Annotated in this window: 22 protein-coding genes and 1 pseudogene; 3 read left to right on the top strand and 20 right to left on the bottom strand. The window is 37.3% G+C overall.

Annotated features, from left to right (window positions below; translation table 11 throughout):
* Positions 1 to 51: 51 nt before the first annotated feature.
* From map to WG932_RS02175, 3 genes and pseudogenes are all read right to left on the bottom strand, one after another.
* Positions 52 to 813, bottom strand: a pseudogene (map, locus tag WG932_RS02185) (type I methionyl aminopeptidase).
* 67 nt (positions 814 to 880) lie between these two features.
* Positions 881 to 1,561 carry a sensor histidine kinase gene (locus WG932_RS02180; protein WP_483086787.1) on the bottom strand — a complete coding sequence of 227 codons (681 nt, stop codon included), beginning with the start codon at positions 1,559 to 1,561 and terminating at the stop codon, positions 881 to 883.
* A 47-nt stretch (positions 1,562 to 1,608) separates the two neighbouring features.
* Complete coding sequence (locus WG932_RS02175) at positions 1,609 to 2,118, bottom strand: PAS domain-containing protein (protein ID WP_483086786.1); 510 nt, start codon at positions 2,116 to 2,118, stop codon at positions 1,609 to 1,611.
* Positions 2,119 to 2,775: 657 nt separating this feature from the next.
* On the opposite strand from WG932_RS02175, the gene WG932_RS02170 reads away from it, so the two are divergent.
* Positions 2,776 to 3,390: a DUF2911 domain-containing protein gene (locus WG932_RS02170; RefSeq protein WP_483086785.1), complete on the top strand. Its 615-nt coding sequence runs from the start codon at positions 2,776 to 2,778 to the stop codon at positions 3,388 to 3,390.
* 150 nt (positions 3,391 to 3,540) lie between these two features.
* Here the strand turns inward: WG932_RS02170 and WG932_RS02165 are convergent, their stop codons facing one another.
* From WG932_RS02165 to WG932_RS02090, 16 genes are all read right to left on the bottom strand, one after another.
* Complete coding sequence (locus WG932_RS02165; RefSeq protein ID WP_483086784.1) at positions 3,541 to 4,746, bottom strand: GAF domain-containing sensor histidine kinase; 1,206 nt, start codon at positions 4,744 to 4,746, stop codon at positions 3,541 to 3,543.
* A gap of 584 nt (positions 4,747 to 5,330) precedes the next feature.
* Entirely contained in the window at positions 5,331 to 6,047 is a 717-nt protein-coding gene (locus tag WG932_RS02160; protein WP_483086783.1) for a hypothetical protein, read from the bottom strand.
* A gap of 648 nt (positions 6,048 to 6,695) precedes the next feature.
* Positions 6,696 to 7,919, bottom strand: coding sequence for an alginate lyase family protein (locus WG932_RS02155; RefSeq protein ID WP_483086782.1), 1,224 nt, complete (start codon positions 7,917 to 7,919; stop codon positions 6,696 to 6,698).
* 246 nt (positions 7,920 to 8,165) lie between these two features.
* Positions 8,166 to 10,331, bottom strand: a complete 2,166-nt coding sequence (locus WG932_RS02150; protein ID WP_483088553.1) for a discoidin domain-containing protein — start codon at positions 10,329 to 10,331, stop codon at positions 8,166 to 8,168.
* Positions 10,271 to 10,486: a hypothetical protein gene (locus WG932_RS02145; protein WP_483086781.1), complete on the bottom strand. Its 216-nt coding sequence runs from the start codon at positions 10,484 to 10,486 to the stop codon at positions 10,271 to 10,273. The genes WG932_RS02150 and WG932_RS02145 overlap by 61 nt, the downstream gene beginning before the upstream one ends.
* Positions 10,487 to 10,488: 2 nt before the next feature.
* A complete protein-coding gene (locus WG932_RS02140; protein ID WP_483086780.1) occupies positions 10,489 to 11,064 on the bottom strand; it encodes a hypothetical protein in 576 nt (191 codons plus the stop codon).
* Entirely contained in the window at positions 11,004 to 12,767 is a 1,764-nt protein-coding gene (locus WG932_RS02135; RefSeq protein ID WP_483086779.1) for an FAD-dependent oxidoreductase, read from the bottom strand. Before WG932_RS02135 ends, WG932_RS02140 begins: the two co-directional genes overlap by 61 nt.
* 14 nt (positions 12,768 to 12,781) lie before the next feature.
* Positions 12,782 to 13,714 (bottom strand): sodium:solute symporter family transporter, encoded by a 933-nt coding sequence (locus WG932_RS02130; RefSeq protein WP_483086778.1) that lies wholly within the window; start codon positions 13,712 to 13,714, stop codon positions 12,782 to 12,784.
* Positions 13,715 to 13,853: 139 nt separating this feature from the next.
* Positions 13,854 to 14,240 carry a sodium:solute symporter family transporter gene (locus WG932_RS02125; RefSeq protein WP_483088552.1) on the bottom strand — a complete coding sequence of 129 codons (387 nt, stop codon included), beginning with the start codon at positions 14,238 to 14,240 and terminating at the stop codon, positions 13,854 to 13,856.
* Positions 14,241 to 14,593: 353 nt separating this feature from the next.
* On the bottom strand, positions 14,594 to 15,661 hold the full coding sequence (locus WG932_RS02120) for a sulfatase-like hydrolase/transferase (protein ID WP_483086777.1): 1,068 nt from the start codon (positions 15,659 to 15,661) through the stop codon (positions 14,594 to 14,596).
* Positions 15,640 to 16,035 (bottom strand): sulfatase family protein, encoded by a 396-nt coding sequence (locus WG932_RS02115; RefSeq protein WP_483086776.1) that lies wholly within the window; start codon positions 16,033 to 16,035, stop codon positions 15,640 to 15,642. Before WG932_RS02115 ends, WG932_RS02120 begins: the two co-directional genes overlap by 22 nt.
* Before the next feature lie 14 nt (positions 16,036 to 16,049).
* Entirely contained in the window at positions 16,050 to 17,876 is a 1,827-nt protein-coding gene (locus tag WG932_RS02110) for an FAD-dependent oxidoreductase (protein ID WP_149392402.1), read from the bottom strand.
* Positions 17,877 to 17,887: 11 nt separating this feature from the next.
* Positions 17,888 to 18,970 (bottom strand): hypothetical protein, encoded by a 1,083-nt coding sequence (locus WG932_RS02105; RefSeq protein ID WP_014021818.1) that lies wholly within the window; start codon positions 18,968 to 18,970, stop codon positions 17,888 to 17,890.
* 37 nt (positions 18,971 to 19,007) lie between these two features.
* The gene (locus WG932_RS02100) at positions 19,008 to 21,497 is read right to left on the bottom strand and encodes a hypothetical protein (protein ID WP_483086775.1); all 2,490 of its coding nucleotides are present in this window, start codon (positions 21,495 to 21,497) and stop codon (positions 19,008 to 19,010) included.
* A 26-nt stretch (positions 21,498 to 21,523) separates the two neighbouring features.
* On the bottom strand, positions 21,524 to 21,859 hold the full coding sequence (locus WG932_RS02095; protein WP_483086774.1) for a sulfatase/phosphatase domain-containing protein: 336 nt from the start codon (positions 21,857 to 21,859) through the stop codon (positions 21,524 to 21,526).
* A gap of 451 nt (positions 21,860 to 22,310) precedes the next feature.
* Positions 22,311 to 23,438: a DUF4221 family protein gene (locus WG932_RS02090; protein ID WP_483086773.1), complete on the bottom strand. Its 1,128-nt coding sequence runs from the start codon at positions 23,436 to 23,438 to the stop codon at positions 22,311 to 22,313.
* A 321-nt stretch (positions 23,439 to 23,759) separates the two neighbouring features.
* Between WG932_RS02090 and WG932_RS02085 the strand changes: the two genes are divergently transcribed.
* Positions 23,760 to 24,632: a sulfatase-like hydrolase/transferase gene (locus WG932_RS02085; protein ID WP_483086772.1), complete on the top strand. Its 873-nt coding sequence runs from the start codon at positions 23,760 to 23,762 to the stop codon at positions 24,630 to 24,632.
* Positions 24,633 to 24,723: 91 nt separating this feature from the next.
* Positions 24,724 to 25,164 (top strand): sulfatase/phosphatase domain-containing protein, encoded by a 441-nt coding sequence (locus tag WG932_RS02080; RefSeq protein ID WP_483086771.1) that lies wholly within the window; start codon positions 24,724 to 24,726, stop codon positions 25,162 to 25,164.
* Here WG932_RS02080 and WG932_RS02075 read toward each other — a convergent pair.
* The gene (locus tag WG932_RS02075) at positions 25,161 to 25,877 is read right to left on the bottom strand and encodes a glycerophosphodiester phosphodiesterase family protein (protein ID WP_483086770.1); all 717 of its coding nucleotides are present in this window, start codon (positions 25,875 to 25,877) and stop codon (positions 25,161 to 25,163) included. The genes WG932_RS02080 and WG932_RS02075 overlap by 4 nt on opposite strands.
* Between the last annotated feature and the right edge of the window lie 60 nt (positions 25,878 to 25,937).

Genomic DNA, 25,937 nt, shown 5'->3' with positions numbered 1-25,937 from the left:
CCTCTTGCAAACAGCCAACATACAGATAATAATCTATAAAGACCATTTTCTTTATACCCAAAATCCGTTATCCGCCGTAAGCACCAAAGGTTCATTTTCAGTAATGAGAATGGTATGTTCGTGCTGGGTAACATAACCTCCCTTATTTCCAACCAAAGTCCAGCCATCCATTAATTCCACGGCATAGGTAGATTTGGTGGAAATAAATGTTTCAATGGCTACAGTTGTATTTTTCTTGAATCGATTCCGATTACTTTTCACCCTATAGTTTAAAATATCTTCAGGCTCTTCGTGTAAACTAGCCCCCACACCATGTCCTGCCAAGTTTTTTATCACCTTAAACCCTCTTTGTTTGGCCTCATTTTCAATCAAATATCCTAAATCAGCTATTTTCACCCCCTTTAATACTATTGATGGCCTTTCGTAAAATTGTTTCGGAAGCATTAACCAAAGGTTGATGGTTGTAAATATCTTTTCCAATAATAAAAGATCCCCCATTATCTGCCCAAAATCCATTTAACTCGGCGGATACATCCACATTTATTAAATCTCCTTCAGCTAATATTTTGCCCGACGAAGGAAGGCCGTGAGCTATTTCATGGTTGACGCTTATACAAGTATACCCCGGAAAGTTATAGGTTTCATATGGGGCAGATTTTGCGCCAAAGCTTTTTAGGATTTCTCCACCATACTGATCCAGGTCTTTGGTAGACATCCCTATTTTTGCATAGGCTCTCATTAATTTAAGTGTAATCCCTACAACCTCACTTATTTTTTCATACCGATTAATTCGGCATCCTTAGTTATGGACATATGTCAATGTTTATTTATGATTTTCGAAGTTATTGATGCTAAAACCACCGGGCCGTTATGGTAACTTTTACTCACTATTGTTTAATTTAAAAGGTAAAAAAATAGTAAATATACTTCCTTTTCCTACTTCACTAATAACCGATATCTCACCACCCAATTTGTTTACAAATTCTTTACTTAGTGCTAAACCTAGACCTGTCCCTACCTCATTCGCGGTACCAAGCAATGTTTTAGTTCTGTAAATATCAAATAGATTTTCTACTGTTTTCTTACTCATTCCAACTCCATCATCTTCAATAGAAATCTCAATCCCAACCTCCCTTTTAGCTGAAACAACATTAATTTTTCCACCGTTATTTGTGAATTTAATGGCATTTGAAATCAAATTTCTGAGTACAATTTTTAATATATTTTGATCTGTGCAAATTTTAATTTCATCTAAACACTTATATTTTAGTAATATCTCTTTAGTTGCTGCAAGCTTGTTTTCAAGTGAAATTACTTGCTCAATTGTTTTGGATAAACTAATCTTTTCCGACTTAATATTGAGTTCTCCCGTTTGAGATTTCGCCCAGTTCAATAAATTATCAAGTAAAATAAGAGTTTCTTTAGCAGTAGAATTAATTATTTCAATGTATTTTTCTGACTGCTTGTCTTCAAAACTATCTGAACGTTTTTGGAGCAAGCTGGAAAGGCCGATAATATTGTTGAAAGGACTTCTTAAATCATGGGCTATAATAGAAAGCAACTTATCCTTGGTTGCATTAAGCTTTCTATACTTATTTTCATTTTCCTTTAACGCCTTTTCTGCATTTTTTTTTCAGTAATATCACGAATAGCCCCTACTAAAAATTTATTCCCATTGGAGTCAATAAATCGTGATTTCCTAGTAGAAATAATTTTAGTTTCATTGTTAATCGTTAGGGTTTCTTCATTTATATTTTCAATTCCTTCAGTAAGTACAGCCCTGTCAATTTTTAAAAAGCTTTCTCTTTCATCGATTGGGACATTTTCAGCAAGCGTCTTTCCTATAATTTCAGCTCTTGTAAGTTGGAATAGCTCACAAAAAGCATCATTAACAAGCACTAACCTGCTTTGATCATCTTTCACAAAAACAGAATCCCCCATATTGTTAAAAATGGAAGCAATGGGAGCCACATATACCTCCTTGAGATTTTCTTTATCAAAGGTATTGAATCGCTCATTTTCATGAAAATCATTGGCTATTGATTTCAGTTCCTCATTTTGCCTTTTCAGTTCACTAATTTGTATTTCTAATTCTTGCCGTGTGGGTTTATCCTTCATTCTTTAAGTTCTGAGATAAATGAAAATTAATTTCATTTATTGTAATGTTCCAAAGAGCAATTTCCTTCTTTCTTTGTGATTGTTTAAATTCAGAAATCAAATTTAATGATTTCCCTACCTATCTGAGCAAAAAATCACCCTAATTTAATAAGGTCTATCTTTCTCAAAATCAGAAAAAAGCAATTATAAATTAAAGTAAACATAAATAACTATAAAATCAATTGTTAAATCACAAGAAAATAGTATTCAATATGAAACTTACTGGTGCTCCTTAATTCTAAAATTGAAATTAATTTGATAACCAAGAGCTAAAACCCTATCAATAAGTAAGGTTAAGCTCCAGAATTATTCTAAAATTCACTATTCATACAGGCCTTTTGGGATAATTCTGAATCATCAGTTCCATTAAGCAAAAGCCCTAATCAAAATCAATTTTTCCTGAAGATTGAATTAATTTTTTAATAATAAAGCCCTTCCATTTTTACATTACATTGAAAATTAGCTACATAACTAAATACAAGTATTTAAAGGATTATCTCATCGCTCTACTTAGTGAAAACATAGAAATAGAGTTATAAAATCAATTCAGATAAAAAATATTAAATATTTAATCACCTTTAGTATCTTTCCTTTTTAAACCCATAAAAAACTATTCCTATGAAAAATTTAAAATTCCAATACACATTATTATGCCTTTCACTATTAATGGCATTCACCATTGTTTTCCAATCTCAAGCTCAAATACAAATACCAGCACCCAGTCCCGCTAGTTTTGTTTCTCAAAACGTAGGTTTTACTAAAATCAGTATGGCCTATTCCTCACCAGCTGTAAAGGGAAGAACCATTTTTGGTGAACTTGTGCCTTATGGAACCCCATGGAGGGCGGGTGCAAATGCACCAACAACTATTGAATTTAGCACTGCTGTTAATCTAGGTGGCAAAACACTCAATGCAGGTAAATATTCAATTTTTATCACTCCTAATCAATCCGAAAGCTGGACTATACACTTTAATTCTAAAGGAAATGCCATTTATGCTTACATGCAAGATGGAAAAGTAAATACAGCAGCTCTTGAAAAAGATGATGCAGTATCATTGAATGTAAGTCCTGAAAAATCAATGGAAATTCACGAAAGGCTTACTTATTCAATATCAGCTGAAGACAATAAAGTAGCAAAAGTTACTTTTGAATGGGAAAAGGTAAATTTCTCTTTTAAAATAGATACGCAGGTAGATCAAAAACTGGAAGAATTCAACACTGTATTTAAGTAAAAATAAAATCCAATTGCAACAATATTATGAATCCAAAAAGTCCTCTTTAAAGGAGGACTTTTTGATTGTCCTGTACTGAAATTGCGTTACATAAAACCTAAATATAAATTCGGGTTTATAAATAATTAATTGAGTTCTTCTCAAAGAAAATTATACAGGAATATTAACTTCAAAAGTTGAATATTTCCCAAATTCTGAATCTATTTTCATTTCTCCTCCCAGACCATCAACTAGGTGCTTTACCAAAGGTAAACCAAACCCGTAGCCCAATTCACCAGAAGTGCCCTTAGTCGTTTGACTCTCCCCATTTAATATCTCCTCAATTTGTTCCACCCTCATACCTGTTCCTGTATCACTTATTATTGCCCTCAAACTATTAATGTAATTCTTTTCTTCGAGGCTAAGTAAGATGCTTACACTTCCACCTATGGGTGTAAATTTGATGGCATTAGATATTAGATTACCTAAAATTTGCAATAATTTAACCTTTGAAAATCTTGTCTCAAAGTTCTTACTTGTAATCTCAACTGTTAAATTTATTTTTTTCTGTTCTGCCTGAACACCATATAAATTTTTTAACTTCTCTTGCAACACTTGGAGGTTATACTCATTTTGAAGGTTTAATTGTTCTGGTGCTTTTTTTCCTTTAGCTTTTGTTGAAAGGATTTGATCTGCTAACTCTAATAGCGATTGGCTACTGCTTTGAATAACCTTAATAAACTCTAGAACATCTTCCAATTGATTATTGGTACCTTGATCTTTTATAATTTGGGCCAAGCCTATTATTCCTCCAATTGGACCACGTATATCATGGGCTACCTGTTCTTGTTTTTCCAATGAGTCTTTGACCTTAGATTTCAACTCATTTACAGACTTGATAATTTCCAAGCGATTAATAATTTCCTCAGCTATGATTTTTAAAAGGTCTGCTTTTTCGGGAGTAATTGTTATTGCCTTAGTATCCAATACACACAAAGCACCCAAATTATGGCCAGAACTTGTTTTCAATGGAACCCCGAAATAATACCTTAAATTTGGATCATCTTCCACATAGAACTTATGTTTGAATCTTTCATCTTTAGAAAGGTCTTTTATTTCAAGGGCTTGATCTCCCTTGATGGTATATTGGCAAACCGAGTCTTCTCTTGGCAACTGCATCACCGGTAATCCTACTCCCGCCACGCTCCATTGTGTTACAGCATCAATTAGGTTAACAAGTGAGATTTCAGTCCCGGCCACTTTAGCTGCTAATTTGGTAAGATCCTTTAATTGATCTTCTAACTCCGTAGTATCCAAATCATAATCGGCCAAAGCCAATAATCTATTAAATTCATTTGGGATGTTTGGACTTTCCATAAAAATATAAATATAAAATTTTTTGAAATATAGCAGAAAATAGGGCCTTTACCTAAAAGATTTTAAAATTGTTCTCTCAACAAAAATGAGAATATTTAACGATAGGAATCACAGGCCAAATTAAGACTAAATCAGGTTTATTTCGAAAATAAGTTGTTCTTTTTACCAATTACTTTAAAAAAGAGGGAAACCATTATTAACTAAACAACTAAAAAGCTCTCATCTAATTGATTTTAATATCATGATCCAATAAGACCTGACTATCTGGGATTCTTAAATATCCATCATAAAGATTTGAGAATCAAACCTAAAATAATCACAAGCACTCTAGCTATAAACTCTTCAAATTTAAACCACTAAAGAAAGAATTGCATGTTCTACCCATCCTTTAAATAAAGGTAGTTTGGTCGAGAATTTCAATAATTTACAAAAAAATAAACTAAAACCTACTTTAAAACACATTATAAATAGGTATTAACTAAGGTTTTAAAAATTAAATCAATTGCATGCTCCAATACTACTTGTTCTGAGTTTGTTGATAAATTTTACTTATACTGAGAAATTACCTTCACGAAAACATCATATTATTCACACATGGTTGAATAATCAAAAACAAATTGTTCAAATTCTGACCATTTAGGATCCTCCTTGTATTTATCGATAATAGCAGGGCATTCTGCAAAGAGTTCTTCCATGTCTTTTTTATATTCCTTTTTCTTTATCCTTCTCGCAAGGTCTTCACCACTCTTTTTAATATAGTATGATTTATCCAATCCCCCTGCTACTGTCATACCACCAAAATTTATGCTTGCTGATTCCTTTGCAAATGGATCATTGAAGACTTTAATTTTTTTACTGAAAGTTGGATTCATTACTTGCAACATACAGTATTGAGTTTTGTTCTTTTTCACTTGCACATTAGATGACTCCATATAGAGGTAGCCATCATCCAAATGCTCAGAAGAGAGTTCATTATCTTGTAATTTGGTTAAGTCAGAACTTGCATCTACAAACTGGCTAAACTTGGCCAAGGCACTAGGGGGAATGTACATGTGGTCAATTTCCTCAGGATTTATTTTAATTTTTTCTCCATCACTGGATTTTTCAACTTTCAAATCATCAATTAGACCTTTCTTAAAAAACAATTTTTTAATAACTACTGCTATTTCAGTTCCATTTTTAAGCGTAATATAAGTTGTTTTCTTTCTACTATAGCCTTGAAATGCTGGTGCAAAAGTTTGAGCTATTGTAGAAAATGCAATGAAAAAACATACGAGAGTTAAAATGTATTTATTTTTCATAATTAAAATATTTTTAAATGATCATTATTAATAATAAAAAAGAATAAATATTAACTATTTAAAAATCAATTTATGTAAAACTAATCAATTACCTCTAAATTCCTAAATATCATATATAAAAAGTGAAATATAAAAATATAATTTATTTTATCATACTAATAATAACCTGTGATATAAATCATAATTAGAATTTATTTAATAAGTTATAATACTTTTTACCCAAACAAAAAATAAATATTATTTTTGAGATACATAAGAAATAGATTGGATATACAATAAAACGATAATTCCATGGGAGGGCGGTTATTTACCCCTTCTTATAAATCAATTATTACAACAAAAAAAATTATTTGAAATCGGATTAGGTAATAGTATTTGTAACAATAGTTCCAATCGAAAAAAAATCAGATTGTTTGGCTAATTATTCTATCATAGATTTAGTGATTTTTTTTACAGACAAACATCATTGAAAAAACCAATTAGCAAATTTTGAAGTGATTTCTTCACGGAATAGATTTCGGGTTTATATTTAAGTGAACCTTACTTCGTCTCTTGAATAATCAAAGATATACCATATGATACATTAATAATCGAGATTAATTAATGGTTTTTATTGGCTATGGTGAAACCATAATAAAACCACTTGAACTACTTTGAAATTTGCTTAAAATTCACCAAATCCCAATAACTAAATTCAGTACTTTCACTTATCATTTGATCCGCCACTTTTTTGTACTTCTTGTTCCCGTATTTATAGGCCGCAATATTCAATTGATCTTTTATTAGTACCGGATTAAGCGGTTTAATTTGTTTAAAAGGCCAATCATTTTTTGTTTTGGTATATTGGAACAAAAAGTCCATGCCCTTCGCTATACTTCCACCTTTTTCATTTACAGCATCCCACAAATTGATCCCGACTTTCTCACAGGCTTGAGCAAAATACATTATTGCCAACAAGTTCATGCTACTATAATTCCATGAAATGGTTCTAGCAAGTTCTGCGGGTTGGCTTCCATCCTTTTCAATCATTTCTTCTAAAATTAAAGGTAGCCCTGCCTTTGCTAAACTATCTGCCCTGTCAGACTGATCCAAATAAATTGTCAGTGGAATAATTTGAGCAAAATACCAAGTAGTATGGTTGTTTCCATGAACTGCCTCATCCTTACCATGCTTGCTATTGACTAACCATGAAACATAAGCTGCCAACCAATCCTTCATTCCCTTTTCCATGCTTACTTCCCAATGTTCAGAAGCTGAGAGCATTTTTAACACATCAGGTAAAACTGCCATCCGCCTAGTATCTATAATACCGATACCTCTACCTTCTGTTCTTCCCGGAATTCTTTGAGCATAATATAGGTTTGGATTCATTCGCGTTTCTGAATCGAGAAACCATGTTTTAATTAATCTAATTGCGTATTGGGCATATTGCTCATTTTCTAAAAAATAATAAGCCTTACTTAATGTATTCAAGGACTTCATTAAAGCTCCAAATTCATCGTGGTCTTTATAGTCATAAAACTCCGGATTGATTTCTCCGTCCCGTCTTATATAAGGAAGTCCATCCTCTTTTTCAGGATCCGGCCACCAGTAAGGTCCCATACTGGTATAATCATGAATATCCCCACTAGGAGGCAATTGCTTTTTATGAACTACTGAAAAAGGTCCACTTTTCAAGGCCATTTCTGCCTCATTTTCTAACTTTCTCATTTCAGGCATTGCCATAGAAGTACCTGAATTTTGTTTTGCTTGATTTAAAACCGCTCCCTCCCATAGAATAAATTCTTTTTGCGCCCAAAGTAAATCAGAAGAAATCAGGACAAAAACTAAAGTAATAATAAGGGTAATTTGGTTTTTTGGGTAAAAGCTCATTTTGGAAATATCAGTTTTAAATATGTATAATTATCGAATAAGAAAAGAAATAATGAAAAAGTTTCACCAACTGTGGAACATTATCCGGAACACTTCATTTCATAAAATCTTATAGTGTCAAACGAAATAAATGTTATTTTTAGACCCTAACAAATCAGATGACACCATAGAACTCAATGAGCAAGGATTGTCTCTTTATAAATTATGGAAAAATCATTAATTAAAGAAACAGGACCGTTTAATTTGTCATTTCTCAATATTTGAAACCGGTAATACCAAACGCCGTTCAAAATAACCATATCCATAAGTCAAGATAATCCTGTCGTCCTTATCTAGGGAAAGCTTCTTTTCACCAACTACCACCCTATTTTCTTTAATTTGCAATGATCCTATCAATTTTAAAGCCAAAGGAGAAGCCTCTTTCAAGCTCACCAAGAGGCTTTCGCCGGCTTGATTGACAATCTTTATTTTGGCAACATCTGTTTGCTTATAATCAAAGTTAAGCGGTGCAGTAAGTGCGATTGTATAATTCCCATTTCCCTTATTTTCCAAAATTATATCTGTATAATAATTGGCCATATAAGCCATGCTCATATTAAATGCAGTATTGAACTGAACCCATCCCTCTGTCCAACCCAAGTCACCTACCTCGGGGTAATTAGGGTAATGAAAGGATTTTGGTGAACCATCAAATACAAATTGAACATCCTCTAATAAACCAATTCCACCTTTATGTCTGCTGTACCAACCAAGATCCACCCCTTCCACTTCCTCAGGCCCCTTATATGAAAATTGACGTCCGGTAGGGTTCCGACCAAAGGCATTCTCAATATGGGACCATGCGAGCATTTCCATTTCTTGGACTAAAGTCTTATTTGTCAAAATCCCACATGCCGCAAAAATAGCAGCCGGAAAACCTAATATATTTCCGGTCTCATTCCATCCGGGTGGGGTCCATTCTTCTTGACTGTACTTCCTAAAATCCCAAAGATTTTCTGATCGATCCAACATCATTTGCGCCCATTCATTCACTTTATCAGGAATGCCTTTTGGTGATCGTTCAGGAAACTGATGATAGAAATAAGCAAAGGCCCGCAGGGTCATGTGCTCAGACATCCTTTGTCCCTTGGTGGTCATTGGATCTGCCCAATCCAAATGCTTTACCATCCAATCCATTTGATTATAGGCAGCTTCAAAATACTTTTCAGCATCAACATCACCTACTCGTGTAGCAACTTCATACATCATCAGGTTGGGTATTACAGAAAAACCTGGTGGCATTTCTCCTTTGGTCGTTCCAAGTTGAGTTTTCAAGGATAACAGATTATGCGCTTTACTCTTATTGTATTGAGAAAGGGAATGCTTAGAAACTGCTTCTTTTTCCCAATTGTCTTTAACATATTGATAAATCAAGTCGAAATTTTGCTGAGGAAGCCACCTTTTGATATAAGGCCAAGCATAAAGAAAATGTGCCAACTCTGCTTTTTGCATTTCATGATCCAACCTTTGACTAATTTTAACATCCGCATCCCAATGCATCAACTGAACAATGTCTGGAGTGTTTTCAGCAAATGGTTCCAATTTTCCCCATAGTCCCCTGTACTTTTCAGAAAATTCTTCATTGGAAATATAATGACCTTTTCTTTCCATCCGCTCATAAGCCTCGGGATTACTTAGGTACATTGCCACCAGACTTTGCATGGACCAATTGAAAAAATCACCATCTCTCCAAGCAAAACTTATCTGCCGAATATCATCAACCGTACCCACATAATGTCGAGCTCCCAACATAAAGTCAACCATATTTCTATAGGTTACTCTTTCTATCCAGTTGGGACCTATCCGAAAAGGAAAAGATTCAAGTCCATTAATTTTTACCAAAAATTCATCTTCACTTAAGGGGTTGAAATTTGAAAAATCTCCTTTCTCTCCAACTACTTTTCCTGTAAACTCTACCTCTCCACTTCTGCTATTGACAATGGCAAAAGAGGTGTTGTCTTCGACCTCTGGTGCTGTAAAACGTTTGCTTCTATAAAGATTATATCCACTTTGATTTACGAGTATCGGCTTATTCTCCAACCCGCTTGTATCCGCATATTTTTGTCCCCACAATTGCACTTCATTGAGTTGCATCTCTTGCCCATCTATTGCTAGCAATCTAACCCTTTCTATCAGTTGAGGCTTCTTTAAATTCACCTCCACTTTATGGGCAATATTATCGGTCACTTTGTGAAATGTTCTCCATTCTCCATTGAGTAAATACTGTAGATTAAAAGCTTCATTGGGCACTGTCGATGGTACAAAATTTATATCTACTTTTATCACTTCTGTGGCACCCGGAAACTTGAGAATTATCCAAGCATTCTCATCATCCGGCCGGCTTCTCCAATGGGTGTTTGAATCCCCATCAATGGCAAGTTTGGGTTCGTGATTTTTTCCATGGAACTACTGCTTGCCTGAGCAGAAAAAGACAAATTGTTCTGTGCATTTACAAGAAGTGAGCAATAGTAAAACAGCCAGAAAAAAAACCAAAATGGTACTGATTGTAAACGCTTATATTCTTTCATTTTTATAAACATACTATACCAAATAAAGCTACTGGAACATGCTCAAATTTTTGCTTAAAAGATAACTTCAATTGGTCCGTTTCAATTGGGTCTTTGAATTTAAGTGATACAACAGTTTGATGATTGTCCTGAATAGCTGCTAATACTTTTCCCTGTCCATCCCTGATTTCAATCTCTCTCACACAAAAAGGTATTTCATGTTCCGGATGTCCCATTAGGGTTGACTCTAGTGCATGGTCAAAATCAGTATCAAAATACAATTTTAACTCACTTATAATCTGGTATTTATCCCAAACCATCTCAATGAATGGATGAGAATCATTTAAGCAAGCTGCCCAAGCATTTGAGGACACTGTAGGTCTAAAAATGCCATTCACTAAATCTTTTGTTGAATATAGGTCAATAGCCTCAGAAAACTCAAATCCTAGGTTATGACCTTCAGGCCTTCTTTCCGGTAACCAAAAGTCAAACTCCTCAATACCAATACCTTTTGGTGGTTCTTGCCTGCTAGAGGTAGCTACAGCTTTATTGAATTTTGGAAGACGGTGAGGAGTCCTGTGGCCCTTGTTTGAGAACACCTTATCGACACCTTGTCATTGGCTTCAAAAGCCACAAAATAATATTCTGAATTTTCTATATTAACCTGTAAATCAATTGTTAAATATTGTTCACCTAAAGTTAATTCAAACTCTTTTTTAGCTAATATTACCTCCGGGCTGAAGTTACCTTTCTTTTTACTTTTTAGCAAAGACACCTGTATTTTGGTGTTTATTTTAGCTTTGAACAGGAATTTCATGGTCGGTAATTTCCCGGGGGAAAGGGGCAACATTTGTGCTGCAGCGAAGGTCAAAGATTTCCAAGGTCCATCAAAGGCCAGTCCCGACAATCTCATGGTGGAAGAAGCAGATATCGTTGCCAATGGAGCCAAATCTTCTTTCAATTTCAACACATGATTAGGGATGTATTGCCCCTGTAAAACCAAGCGATCTTTTAAGGCTTCTATCCTACCCTCATTTAGGATTTCTGAAGGGCTAATTTCCTCCTCCTTGCAGAGCACTGCAGCCATGGCCACGGCCTGGGCATTGTGGGCACAAGTCGCCATTACCCGACTCGATCCAAAGGCCACATGACTGGCACTAATTATCCTTCCGGTCAAAAATAAATTACTGATATTTTTGCTGTACATGGTCCTGTAAGGAATCTGATAAATACCTTTTGTATGCCATTGCGTACAGCCGGGTTTTTCTCCATAAACTCCATCTGCAGGATGTAGGTCCAAAGCCCAACCACCATAGGAAATCGCATCACTAAACTCTCGTTGTTCTACCAAATCTTTTTGAGACAAAATATAATCTCCTTCAAATCTTCGGCTCTCTCTTTTTCCTGGAATCGAACCTACCCATTCCAAGGTATGGGTGTCTGTTTCCGGGTATTCTCCTGAATTTTTCAAGTGATTCCAGATGCCGTAAATTACTCTCCAAAGTTCCCATTTAATTGTTTCAGAATCATGAATTGTATCTTTTCTACCGCCATATTCCACCCACCAAAGCCGGCAACCATGGTCTTTCAAATTGAAAGATTTAAATCTTGGTAATTCCTCAATTTCGGTATTAGCATATTGGGGAGCAACAAACCTAACAGGTTTACCTGTATCTTTACTGTAAAAATACAAGCTGTGTCCCAGTAGCTCTCCATACGCTTGATCCGGTGCGAAAGCTTCATCGAATTCACTGGCGGCCTCAGCCCCCATCCTGAAAGCAGCACCTGCCATAAAACTCATAATCCCATCTCCGGATCCGTCCACAAACAATGGGGCTTTTAGCCTATATATCGTGGAGTTCTGACTGCAAAATGCCAATATATGATCAATGGTATCGTTCCCTTTCTTCTCTAAATCATACATAGCTGTATTCAACAGAAGCTTGATATTCGGAAGTTCAGTAACCTTCTCAATAAGGATAGTATCCAATATCAAAGGATTCCCTTCAGGGTTTCGGTATAAATTTTCCAAAAGAATCTCATCGATAACTCCTCCTTCCCTAGCCCAACGATTATTGTTACCCATATGTGAAGTTGCCCCAAGAATCCATAGGCGAATTTCAGATGAGCCATTCCCTCCCAATACAGGCCTATCTTGTACTAACACTACATTGATACCTTGCCTTGCTGCTGTAATGGCACAACAGGTCCCTGCAAGACCACCTCCTACAATCACAAGGTCTGAATCAATATTTTCATTTTTAAGCCCTCGCTTCTCTTGCGTAAAATTTTCTTTGATCATCTAATTAACTGAATTCAGGTTTTATTATATATTTTGAGCTTTCGCTTTTTTCTTGAATAATGAACAGCAAAATATCCGAGGAGAAAAATTAATGTTCCCATTATAAAGAGATAAATGCTACCTCCTCCTCCCCATATCCCCAGACCAAAGAACAACAAACCAATGCCAATAAAGGCCCAACCCATTACCTTATAGCCATAAGTATTCTGACTTTGACCATCGTTTAAACTATTAGTCAAATCTTTATCCTTGTTTCTGCCTAAATAGTTTTTGTATTGCTCAAATTGGACATTTTCACCCCTCGCAAAAATTTCATAGAAGGCCAAAAGTGCAATAGGTAAAAACACTCCTACAATCATTTCACTACTACGCCCTAAGGCAAAAGAAAATAAGGCCGGAGAAATAAACTTAAAAAATAGATTGATTAAAAGGCTCAGTCCGGTAACAACCAAAATGGAAGATCCTGTTTGTTTTTTCGAAAATAGCCCCCAAATAGCAGGGGCATATAGGGCACCTCCGGTAACTGCCCCGATGCTTAGCACTACCTCCACTATACCTCCGGCCAGAGGGACCATAAACGCCACACCTATGGTACCCAAGCCAAAGAGGAGTGTTGCTATTCTGGCCACTTTCATCAGAGTCTTAGGGGCAGCATTTGGATACAGAGGCTGGTAAACATCATTGGTCAAAACTGCAGCAGCAAGATTGAGAGAAGTGTTGACCGAGCTGGCTGTGGCAAAGATCATTCCTCCAAGCATTAAACCCAACATACCTACAGGTAACACACTCATACACATTCTCAGATAGGCTCCTTCTGTTTCTAATCCTGTAAGACTGGGATCCAAAACCCGATAAATCATAGGAGGCAACATCCAAATTAAGGGACTAATCAGGTACAATGCACCAAAAAGATAACCTACCTTACTTGCTGATTTGGTATCTTTCACAGAAGTATACCTTTGGACATAAGCCCAGTTTCCACCTATAAAAATGGTGTTGTACCCAACAAATGCCAGGATGAACCAAAAGGTATATTCACCATTGAATAGATTAAAAAAGTGTCGGGAGCTTCAGCAATAAATTGATTCATACCCCCACCTTCTCCAAAGAAAGCGGTAATACGATCAAAACCGCAGCAGTTAAAATCACAAACTGCAAAACATCTGTTACAATTACTGCCCAAAGGCCCCCAACTGCAGTATAAAGCATAATCATTCCTCCCAAAAGCAGGATGGCATAATAAATATCAAAACCTGTAACTACATTTAATATTTTTGCCACCGGGTAGAGAAATGCACCTGTATAACCTAGAGATAGTACTAAGAAGATGAATGTATAATACTGTTGCACTTTTTTTCCAAACCTATTGGTAAGGTATTCTGCAACGGTAATAGATTGTGTTTCTTTCCATTTGGGAGCCAAGTATTTGCCAATCAGAAAACCACTGGTACACATGGCCATTTGAATGGTGATGGCTACCCAACCCCATTCATAAGCAATGGAACCCCAAACTACAAAGGTTCCTGCAGAGAAAAACTCATGAACAAAGACAGGCCACTAATGGACCAGGGAACCGCCCCCCGCAGCGAAAAAAGATTTCATATCTCCTCCTTGTCTACCAAATGACAAGCCTGCTCCAAGAATAATTAATGTAAAAATAAAAATGGTTAGGTAATCTAATTGATGCATACAACTGGGAATAAGGTGGGGAAATGCTTAATGATGATGGAGAAATATGGACATTCTAAATAAGCCTATTTTAAAATATAAATTTAAAGATAATTGTAATATTTAAACTTATAATAGTAAAGACATTTCCAAATCGATTAATGATATTCCTTTAATAGAATTGGGCCTGGATGGTTAATTGAATAAGCCGAGGTAGCTTCACCAGGCATTTCTCCTCTCTTCCATTCTAGGAGACTGCCATCCAAAGTTGCTTTATTTGGGGTAGGATTATTGGGTATGTTATCCCCTGTTTGGTTGGTCCATTTTGTCAATACTATTCTCATTTTGTGAACGAGGGCTCTATTTTCAGGTGCATAAATCACATTCTTAAGATTATGGGGATCATTTTTGGTATGGTAAAGTTCTTCTGCCGGCTGGGGCAACATAGTGATTAAAGACTGAGCTGCCGTAAGTTCTCCTTTTTCATACCTGTTCCACAACTCCTTTGCTGCAGGAAAAGCATGAGGGTCTGACTCTCCGGAAAGATTCCGTTTATTGGGCCAGTTGTTTCTAATGTAAATCCAATCACCCATTCTGACCATTCTTTCGTGCATACTGTACCGATGCCAATTTCTTTCGGCAAAGGCCACTTCACGAACTATGGCAGAATGCTCTTGTAACACTTTCACAAAGCTTATACCTTGAATGCTATTGGGCCTATTCAGTCCAGCAAGCTCAAGGATTGTCGCAGATAAATCGATAGCACTAACCAAGGAATTGGTTCTTCCTTGGTTGACTTTTGGTCCTGAAATAAGCAAAGGTGTTTGAATGCCATTCTTATACAAGTAGGTCTTGCTTCTGGGAAAAGGCCTGCCATTGTCAGAGACCAAAATCACATAAGTATTGTCCATTATACCTTGTGCTTCCAATTCATTCAGCACTAATCCTACATAATGATCCAACCTACTGATTTCATGGTAATATCCTGTTAGATCCTTTCGAGTAAGCGGACCATCGTACATATAAGGCTGTACCTCGACCTGGGAAGGAAGATAAGTACGGGCCTGATCATTTACCTGCCAGTCCCTGTGGGCATCATGAGAGGCAAACCAAAAGAAGAAGGGCTGGTCTTTGGGACGGCCTTGAAGGTGAGCCAACCATTTTTCACTACCTGCTGGCCGACCTTCAGAATGTTCCACAAATCCTAACTGATCGGGCGGTGCCATGTGATTTTTACCAGATAAAACCGTATGGTAACCCGTTTTTTTAATTCTTGAACAAAGGTATTTTGACTATTTGGAAGAGGTACATGGATTTCAGGTGCTCCGGTATTGTGTGGGTACCTACCGGTAATCATGGATATCCTGCTAGGCGAACAAGAACTTGCCGTTAAATAGGCATTATCAAATACCAAACCTCTCATCGCCAGCCTTTCCAGATTTGGGGTTTCAATCGATTGATTGCCATAAATGCTAAGATCCTCCGCTGAAATATCATCGGTGATGATAAAAATAAAATTCGGAGGCTTGTTGAAAGCTTGAGCAAAATATGTCCCAAACAAAAACCAGGATAATAGAATTGGTATTTTAAAATAATTCATCTTTAAAGCCAGGCTTATTTATTGGGCAATGTAGGATAAGTATAAATATTTAAAGGGGATTCGATAATTCCCATAAATTCATCCAAATGCCGTGTATACACTTCCCTAGGACTTGCGTTGTTTCTATTAGCGACATAAGCTGCATAACCTACGGCTTCTCCCATCATCCCACAAGTTCGCATCACTCTGGTACTTCCAAATGCTACATGTGTAGTGCTAATATTTCTTCCTGCCATGTACAAATTATCAATGTTTCGTGAATACAAGCAACGGTAAGGTATGGTATAAGGCTTTACCCTAATATGCTTGGTGGCAGCAAAGAATTCCTCTCCCTCAAAGTATTTGGAGTTTTTTGCATCCGGAAAATGAAGGTCAATGGTCCAGGTAGCCGTTACACTTCCATCAGGATACATCACCCCATCTTGAATATCCATTTGGGTCAACACATGGTCTCCCATCAATCTCCTTGACTCCCTTTTACCCCCTATATAAGATACCCAAGCCAATTCATTATTTTTGTATTTCTCGGCTTTCTCTTTTTTCAGGTAAGACCAATTGCCATAAATAGCCCGCAAGTTGTGGTCTCTGATTGCTTCAGCCTCATAGATGGTGTTGAAATTACCAAAACCGGTCTCCCATTGCCAATCAGCTTTGTGTTCATCGATGTGGTATTCATCCGAAAACTGTAGTGCCCACGGGGTTTCCGGGAAATCAGAAGGATAATCCTTTTCTAGGGAGGCCCATAAATTAGAGGTTCCTAAAGTAAAATCATCTGCAGTATCAGCTGCCAATGATTCTCCGGTTTCCTCTTTGCTTTCCCGTCCCATCCGGTATTCGGCGCCGGCAAGGAATCCCAATGTACCATCTCCCGTACAGTCGGAGAAATAAGTACCTTCAAATCGGTATTCTTGGTTGGTTGCAATATCGCGACCTATCACCGCCTTGATGCTATTCCCATCCATTTCCACTTCATACACATGGGTATTGAGATGGAGGGAGATATTGGGTTCAGCCTTTACAATTTGCTCCTTTCTATCATCTCCATATCTTTTTTCGTCAGGATTACCATTCCCCGGATCCCCATTGTCTAATTCCCGAACAATACGGCCTAATTTTGGGTAATGGTTTACATCTACTCTTCCCATCAGGTGAACCCTTATTTCTGAGCTATTGTTTCCACCCAATACCGGCCTGTTTTGTATTAAAGCTACCTTTAAACCCATCCTAGCCGCAGATATGGCTGCAGAAGTACCTGCAATACCACCACCTACTACTACCAGGTCAAATTTCCCTATCTCCTCAGGGCCATCTGTCAATCCCAATAATTCCTTGCGTAGCGTGAGGAGTTTTTCATTATCATTTATAGGCTTGTCTTCCTTGGAGGTGGAAAAATAAATGGCATCAAACCTTCCGTTAAATCCGGAAAGATCTTTAGCAGTTAAGGTATTTTCTCCTTTTTTCATATCAACAGAGCCAGCATAATACCAATCCCAATCTATGATTCCACTTTGCCCAAAAACTTGGTCAATTTCTCTCCCATTGATCGACAATTTAAAAGCTCCGGGCCCTGTAGGATATGGAGCCCAATCTTTGGTTCTTACCCACATATGATAAGTCCCACCCTTTTCAAAATTCACTTTGGTACTGGCATCTTCCACCACGCGTCCCATACCATGGGCCATCAGATAGGAACTGTACAATACATCGAAGGATTGCTGGTCAATGACCCATCCTCCTGTATTTTGGAATGATTCTGCTTCTACAAGCACCCTGTCTTGGGCTTGTAGGTTTACTTGGGTAAAGGCCAGCAAGAGGCCAAACATCCATAGAATACGTTTCATTTTAGGTTTATTTATTTAGTGTTCAGTTGTTTTTTTATTTTTTTATCAAGTTTATTTTGACCGAGTAATAGTTCTATCAATCCATCTTTCCATATACCTTGCTTTATGTAATCCAAAACCTGATATTGAAGTGATTTGCTAAGATTTAGCTGGTTTTTTAATACCGAATAAACCTTTCTTTGCTGGGCAGGATTGCCTTCTTTCAAGCCTTCCAACAATTTGATTTGTAGTTCGGGGTACAATTTCAAAGTGTTAAATTTATCGAGCATCTTCATTTGTAACTTATACGGACTTTTCTCCATGGTTTGCCAAAGCCAAACCTGCCTTTTTAAAGAAGAGAAAACCTCCTCAGGCAAGACTTTGATTAGGTGTGAACTCAGAAAAATATTGTCTCCAAGCAATACCTCAAGCATAGCTGTTGATAATTTATCGTCGGTATATAGGTCCTTATTAATAACCTTCTCAATAGCCCAATATTGATAGGGATAATGTCCACTTTCTAGAAACTGTATCAACAAAGCCTTTGAATAAAGCCCCTCTGTATGCACCTTAACCTTTTCCGCCATCTCCCCATGCGCCAAATGCCATAAAGTATAACAAGAATAAACAGCACCGTCTATAACTTCATTTTTAATTGTTTTGAGGGTAGCTCCTGTTACGGCATCCACGCCATTTGCGGCTACCGTTTGTGTGCTTCCCACCAACTCTTCAATCTTATAGTCTTTGAGAAGCGACCTTTCATTACTAAGAATCTCCTGCAACTTTTCATGGTCTTCATCATCAAAGGGCACGTGGTCTAATTTGGTTAACAACTCTCCTTCCGGAATTTCATATTTTAGGTAATTACCTAAAAGATCCCAATAGAAGTCTATATAAACCGGATAACATTCATTGGTATGACAAACAGGGGTAAAAATTTCTGCCATATACCCCTCTGACTCTCCCAGCTCATTTTCCAGCAAATACATGTCATAGCGTAAAGAGTCTGTTTGCAAACTTTCTATTAAAGTCTTTTTGCCAGGATTATCACGCTCTTGTAAGCCTAATAGACTTATCGTAAAAGCCAATAGAATTAAACCTCTAGTCAAATTCATTAAATCTCATTCAGGTTTTAAGGTTTGCCTTGTATTTTTATTTATAAGAAAATTGAGCGCTTGCTTTACAATTTTGATTTCCTACCAACCTTACCCACCTGGCTTCAATCCCTTCAGGAAATTGCTCCACATGGGTTTTACCTGCAGGTACGGTTACCTCTTTATAATCCATCCAAGGTCCGTGGCCTATCGGTTCCATTTGAATAGTAAATGTAACGGCCTCCTTGGCATCATGGCTAAGCTCTAGTGTACGCGTGTCGTAAAAAGCAAACAAGTAGGGATCGGAAGGTTCGCCGGCTTCGATATCAGAATTTGCCCAAGGGCCACCTTTTCCTACAGGTTTCCCCAATTGCCAAAGATCATCAATGGCTCCGGTCCATACAGCAACTTTACCATCATCAGAAACAACAATGTGTTCATTCGATGCCGCTGCTTCAGGGTCAACACCTGTTAACAATAGCATTCCCCTGTAAGAAGCATAATCATTGATTTTTAACTGATGGGAAGCCACCGGTCTGATTTTAGCATAACCATCTGCATTTTCAGCAGGCAATTCATAAAAAGTCCCATGGCAATTGAACAAATCTCTCTCTGTAGCCACTTCTCTACAAATTCTTAGGTTTCCTGATAAAGAGGGCTCAGTATAGCGCTCGTTGCCTTTAGGTAAACGCCACCTTCTGCCCTTGTCATCAATAACCAACACAGAAGCTTCATCCACTTCAAACACATTTTTAGGAATCTGAAAATTGTCATTGATAAACTGCAGGGTAGTGGGATCCTCCACTTTTACCAATTGGAATTTATCGTCCATTTCATAATAGCCCAGGTCTGTAGGTTTCCCTTCTTTATAAGACTTAGCTACCAAGCCTAACTTTCTCCTATCATCTCCCAAACCATACAAGAATCCACCGATAAAATCATTTTGCTCAATGGTATTGACTCCTTCAAAAATACCAGTTTGGATTGCTTTCCTGGTTTCAGGATTGGCAAAAGCCATGTGGGCAGTAGCTATGGTATTTTGATTGGCAGTTAATCGAATCCATTCACCACTTGTGTTTTGATCAAAATACTTTCTTGTACTCTCTCCTGCTTTCACTTCCACCTCGTCCGTGGTTTCCCAATTGCCATCCCCTTTGGCATCAATTTCAATTGTGAAAATCACATTCGATTTACCTTCATTCTTTATCCAAAGGTTTCTATTGTCCCAACCGGCAAACAACATGGGATCAGAAGGGATATCTGCTTTCACCTCTTCATTGAGCCATAATGCACCATTGGCAGTATTGGGCCCCAATTCATCAGGCAGATCCATACTACCAAACCATAAATTGGAATTGGACTGGCCGGGACCCTGAATATTTCCTTTGGCACTTCTGGTATTTAAAAACTCTTTATTGGCAGAATCATCTGTACCAAATACCAATCCATCATTCCAACGTGTAAAATCACCTATCACTTTCAGGTAGGCGGATCTTGGTCTAATTCCCGAGGTATTACCCTCTTGAAAACCTTCAGGAAACTTCCAAAACATACCATGCATGGTCATTAGATAGTCCGGCTCACCGTCTTTTCCTACGTTTCTGATTCTAGGCCATTCAGTATTCCAACCATGTGCGCCATCATAACTGTGACTGGCTTTGGGAAGGCGATAAAATGACCAACCTTTTTCCGCATCTCTGGAAGCAAGGATAACCGACTTATGGTCCCATCCTGTCGCCCATATTGGATCAGTCTCCGGATTGGCATTGCCATAGATCCCACCCGGTCCTGTTACTTCTACAAACTGGTTTCTTCGGACAAGTTTCCATTCTTCTCCATCCCACTCAGAGAGTGAACCCGCTTCTATATCAAACTGCTCCAAGGCTTTACTTCCTGACTCCCCATTGTTGGAGTAAACAGTAACGCCTTGTCCTGAATAATACCCTTTTCCGTGGGCACCTTTCAGTAAGCTACCTGCAGGGTTGGTGTCAGTATCGTCTTTCTTCTTTCGGCGAATATTTCCATCTTCATAAAATTGTTTGACAGACAAATCATGCACATCTACCTCATAGAAACCTTCTTCCATACTGGCATAATAAATCTTATTGGCGGGATCTGTCAAATGTCTGGCATTTCCTGTATGTCTTCCAGGCATATCTGTATAAGGAATTGTCCTTACTTCACCATTTTTACCGATGGCATAGGGGCCTATAAACAATTGTTCACTTTCCTTGTGAATCATTCTATTGGCTGGGGTACCCCCAATACTTTCAGGCCTGATTTGCATATTTAGGTCCTGATCGATCTCATAGAGCATATCAGAAGAACCCAAGGGTAGATGAGGTCCATAAGTGATCACCCACAATTTATCTGCCCATGGCACCACAGCACCTGTTCCGCATTCTCCTTCATTGTTATAATAGGCCAAATGGGGATAAATACCACTAATTGAAGGATAAGTGGATTTCGTTTCCGATTCCTCCGGTTGGCAAGCTGAGGCCAAGAGTATCATTAGCATTAGCAGGTAAAGAAAATTAGTTTTTAACATATCAATTTCTCAAGTCTGGGTAAAGTTTATTGTTGTAATATTGTCTGTTTGTGTTGTTTAATTAGTTTTTGTGCCTCGTTTACTTTGGAAGTTACTTTTTCCGATCCAATTAAATTATGCAATTCTAGTGGATCTTTCTTTTGGTCATAAAATTCCCTAAAAACAACCTTTTCCAAAAGCGAATCTTCAAAAGTCTCAATATAACGAAAATTTTGGTTGATTACCGTTAAATTAGGCAATGCACCACCGTAGGTTCCAAGCCCTTCATACACAAAAGCCTTTCTCCACTCCAACTGATCACCATTTAGCAAAGGCCAAATACTACTCCCGTGGATATTCTCCGGAATTGTGATGCCAGCCATATCAAGTATAAGATGCAAAGATAGGTATAGACCTTTCTTTAAATATCTGTATCTTTAATCAGTTAGGATAGATTTTTTTGTGGTCAGTATTAAAAAATATATTTCTTTGCGACTCTGCGGCTCTGCGTGAAATTCTTTTCAAAAACGAATCCATTCCTTTTTATTTGCTCGCTAAGGCGCTAAGACGCAAAGGAGGGAATTTATCATTTTTTGAATACTTGTGCCTTTGGTCTGTTATTTTAGGGTTTTATTGTAGCAAGTATTAAAAAATAATTCTTTGCGACTCTGCGGCTTTGCGAGACCATTAGAAAGAAACTATGGTGTAAAATGTATGCTTGACAAGACACTGAGAGGGTTTGGGTCTAACAAAAAGGGTATTGGCATTCTCTTTTTTACATCTAAATTATGAGAGGAGCATACTTAAAAAGCATTAATGCTTTCCACATCGTGATCAAATATCAACAACGATAAAACCCAATTCATCTGAGAAATTTTTAAAAACCCATAGCTTCCCATCTTTGGCGAAATACTTAGTAGGTTTCATGGTTAATTCAGGAATGGGCAACTCAGAGACTAAATTGAAATCAACATCAAATACAGATAAATACGCCTTCGATTCTTGTACTTCTGGGAGAAAAGAATTTTTTGATTCCTTCTCGGAATATACCGATTTGGTAGATAAACGGAGGTATCGTTTATTCACCTCATCCCAAACCGGTGGATAAAAACAAACTTGCCCCAAGTAATTTTTATATTCTTCCCGTACTTGTTTCAAATCAGCAAGACCTTTTTCATTTCCTTTATTGACCCGCTTAGGTGTCAATTTAGGTTCATAATCTACTTTTTTTATAAATCCGCCTTCAGAATTAAATAAAAGCACTTCATTTGAAAATTGATGGCTTATTATAATAGAATTATTTTCAACCACCAAGAAGACATTGGGGTCTAAAACATATTGGGTACCTTCAACAGTCAAAATAAAATCACGATATGACCTTTCGGCATCTATCTCAAATCGTTTGACCACATTTTTCTGTACCGACAGCACATCAAGACCTATTTCTCGATTTTTATAATCATAATTGAGTCCAAATACTGTCAATCCAGTATGCTCACCCAATAACTCGATATTGGGGACCTCTCCATATTTAATACCGGTTGAATCCATTGAATTTATCCAGTCAATTTTTTGTATTAAGGCACCACTTCTATCGAAAACTCCGGACTTACTAAAAGATTTAATGAAAAACCGACCATCTTTCATTACATTAAAGTTATTCACAGGCTCTCCTGTACCATCAGGCCCTTCTGTTTCGAATGGATAATTATTTACAAGTGCCAATTCATCTAGATTAACTTCATCAATTGAATGATTAAAATCATTGAATAAATAAATCGATCGTTTCTCCTCGTCAATACTCGAATTTATAAGTTGATATTTCAAATAAAGAGGTTGCCCTTTGGAATCAATGAGGAGGGTATCTACCGAATACAAAGTGTCATGACTCCCCTGATCATTATTTTTAGAATGACAGGAAATCAATACACTTACAATTAATAGAAATGTTATTTGTCTCATATGATTCTCGTTTCTACTTAAACGCTTTAATAGGGTGAATACCCTGTGTGAAGGGCCATTTCTACGTGCTGCTATTTGTTTTATTGGTGCTTTAGTCAATTGAAAAACTTTGCTATTATTTAGCTATCCTTCTATTAAATTTGTGTTGACACAATAATTACTAAAAATAACTCCTAGATTTAACCTCGTTCTAAGATAGCAGAAAAGGAATATCGGTATGTTAGAAAATCAGTGATTATACCAATATTTAACTTCTTTTAGCAACTACATTAATCTTGGCCCTTTACTTTACAAATTGTAAACCTATCCAAAAAAAAAGAAATGACCCTATCCTTCTTTTTGCTATTCATTTCACTAAATATTTTTGGCTATCAAAGAGAAGCAGCATCTAAAAATACCCTTCCAAATATAATCTTGATCAACGTAGATGACATGGGATGGAGAGATACAGGTTTTATGGGCAGTCAATTCTATGAAACCCCCAACCTGGACCTTTTGGCATCAAAAGGAGTGATTTTTAATCAAGCCTATGCTGCAGCGGCCAATTGTGCTCCTAGCAGGGCTTGTATGATGAGTGGTGAAAACACGCCCCGCCATGGCGTATATACAGTGGCAAATTCCGATAGAGGGAAATCTGAAAACCGAAAGCTTGTTCCAACTGTCAATATTCCAACCATTGCTGACCATCACCTATTATTCTCAGAATTACTGCAACAAAATGGTTACATCACTTGCCATTCGGGAAAATGGCACATCAGCAAGGATCCTTTGACCCGAGGATTTGATATAAATATCGGTGGCTCTGATGCAGGGAATCCTGGTAGCTATTATCCTCCTTACAAAAATGTACCAAGTATTCAGTCTACAAGCGATGATTACCTGACAGACCTGGTAATGGACAAAACACTCGATTTCATAGCCAACAATCAAGAACAACAATTTTTCCTCAATTATTCCCCTTACGCAGTACATACACCTATCCAACCGGTGACCGGCTTGCTGGACAAATACCTTGGTAAATCACCTTCAAACGGTCAAAGCGATGCTAAATATGCTACCATGGTGGAGAATTTAGACCGGAATATTGGTCGCCTAATTGATTTATTGCAGGAAAAAAGTTGTTTGAAAACACCTTTATCTTTTTTGTTACCGACAATGGTGGCCTTTATAAAGTTACCAAACAAAGACCCTTGAGGGCAGGAAAAGGTTCTTATTATGAAGGGGGATTAGAATACCTGCATTTGCTGTTTGGCCTGGCAGGATACGTCCCGGACAGGTATCCGAGGTGCCGATTACCAACCTTGACATTTTTCCAACCCTTCTGGAATTGGCGGGTATTGAAAAACCGGAAAATAAAAATTTGGATGGAATTAGCTTACTCCCCTTGTTGACCGCTGGCAAAAATCTTCCCAAAAGGCCGTTTTTTTGGCATTTCCCCATTTACCTTGAAGGTGGCAATGCGGAGAGTCAGGATCCGGTGTTCAGAACACGACCCGGTTCTGCTATTCGATATGGAAATTGGAAACTCATCCAATATTTTGAGAACAATGATATAGAACTGTATAACCTTAAGGAAGACATTTCGGAAAGTAATAATCTAGTGAATGACAGGCCGGACAAAGCCAAGGAACTGTTAACTTTACTCGAAAATTGGAGGGAAAGTACAAATGCTCCCATACCTGAAACTTTAAACCCTGATTTTATAGCCAAGAAGGTAACCAATTAAAAAAAGGTTTCATATATTGAATCAATTTGAAAAAAGGTAACTCCCACTTGTTTAAGCTTTTCTATGGTTTCTTCTGGAGTTTCCTTCTTCTTGTGCGCATAGGCCCATGTATTCACAGCGCCCACCACCATAAATGTGTGCTCCTTGGCCCAATTAAAATCTGCTGAAGGGATCGCACTGGAAAACAGGTAATAGTTATTGGGATTAAAATCCTTTCTTTTGACATTCTCTTTCAATTGATCTATAGAGCAGCTTAATTTGATCTTTCCGGTAAAATATTCCGTAGAAGCCTCAGTACCAATCATTAAAGCTTTGCCCCTTAATCCATACCGATCAAGCAAGTTGATGATTTCATCGAAAGCTTCTTTTTCAAATCCTTGGATTTTGTTGTCTATCATCACTTGAATTTTTCCTTCACAATGAGCCAAGACAGTTTCTAACTTCAAGACCTTTTGCCCCAAATCACCTGTTAGTCCCTGAATTTCTTCCCAGGTCATGGTTGTTACGAGCCGGTCCTCCCCATAATACCTTTTAAAGTCTTTGTCGTGATGTGTAATTAACACCCCATCTTTGGTCAACCTCACATCCACCTCTACCATATAATACCCCCGATTGATTGCCTCATTTAAGGCCTTCAAACTGTTTTCAGGAATTTGTTTGTTTACTACTCCTCCTCTATGGGCTATTAACTCAAAATTATTCTCGTTCTTCAAAGTTTGGCTCAGAGCGGACAATTGGTAACAGAGTAAATTTAATAAGACAAACAGGAATAT

It is taken from the genome of Cyclobacterium sp. SOCE241, from assembly GCF_056867545.1.
The sequence above is the reverse complement of the archived record's forward strand: the minus strand, read 5'-3'. Positions and strand labels throughout refer to the sequence as shown.

What these genes read in the sequence shown, in the direction of transcription:
- WG932_RS02090 (WP_483086773.1), bottom strand. Translation starts at nt 23,438, where the DNA reads ATGAGACAAATAACATTTCTATTAATTGTAAGTGTATTGATTTCCTGT.
- WG932_RS02155 (WP_483086782.1), bottom strand. Translation starts at nt 7,919, where the DNA reads ATGAGCTTTTACCCAAAAAACCAAATTACCCTTATTATTACTTTAGTT.
- WG932_RS02170 (WP_483086785.1), top strand. Translation starts at nt 2,776, where the DNA reads ATGAAAAATTTAAAATTCCAATACACATTATTATGCCTTTCACTATTA.
- WG932_RS02165 (WP_483086784.1), bottom strand. Translation starts at nt 4,746, where the DNA reads ATGGAAAGTCCAAACATCCCAAATGAATTTAATAGATTATTGGCTTTG.
- WG932_RS02085 (WP_483086772.1), top strand. Translation starts at nt 23,760, where the DNA reads ATGACCCTATCCTTCTTTTTGCTATTCATTTCACTAAATATTTTTGGC.
- WG932_RS02145 (WP_483086781.1), bottom strand. Translation starts at nt 10,486, where the DNA reads ATGAAAGAATATAAGCGTTTACAATCAGTACCATTTTGGTTTTTTTTC.
- WG932_RS02175 (WP_483086786.1), bottom strand. Translation starts at nt 2,118, where the DNA reads ATGAAGGATAAACCCACACGGCAAGAATTAGAAATACAAATTAGTGAA.
- WG932_RS02120 (WP_483086777.1), bottom strand. Translation starts at nt 15,661, where the DNA reads ATGGCACCGCCCGATCAGTTAGGATTTGTGGAACATTCTGAAGGTCGG.
- WG932_RS02095 (WP_483086774.1), bottom strand. Translation starts at nt 21,859, where the DNA reads ATGGCTGGCATCACAATTCCGGAGAATATCCACGGGAGTAGTATTTGG.
- WG932_RS02110 (WP_149392402.1), bottom strand. Translation starts at nt 17,876, where the DNA reads ATGAAACGTATTCTATGGATGTTTGGCCTCTTGCTGGCCTTTACCCAA.
- WG932_RS02160 (WP_483086783.1), bottom strand. Translation starts at nt 6,047, where the DNA reads ATGAAAAATAAATACATTTTAACTCTCGTATGTTTTTTCATTGCATTT.
- WG932_RS02105 (WP_014021818.1), bottom strand. Translation starts at nt 18,970, where the DNA reads ATGAATTTGACTAGAGGTTTAATTCTATTGGCTTTTACGATAAGTCTA.
- WG932_RS02115 (WP_483086776.1), bottom strand. Translation starts at nt 16,035, where the DNA reads ATGAATTATTTTAAAATACCAATTCTATTATCCTGGTTTTTGTTTGGG.
- WG932_RS02135 (WP_483086779.1), bottom strand. Translation starts at nt 12,767, where the DNA reads ATGATCAAAGAAAATTTTACGCAAGAGAAGCGAGGGCTTAAAAATGAA.
- WG932_RS02100 (WP_483086775.1), bottom strand. Translation starts at nt 21,497, where the DNA reads ATGTTAAAAACTAATTTTCTTTACCTGCTAATGCTAATGATACTCTTG.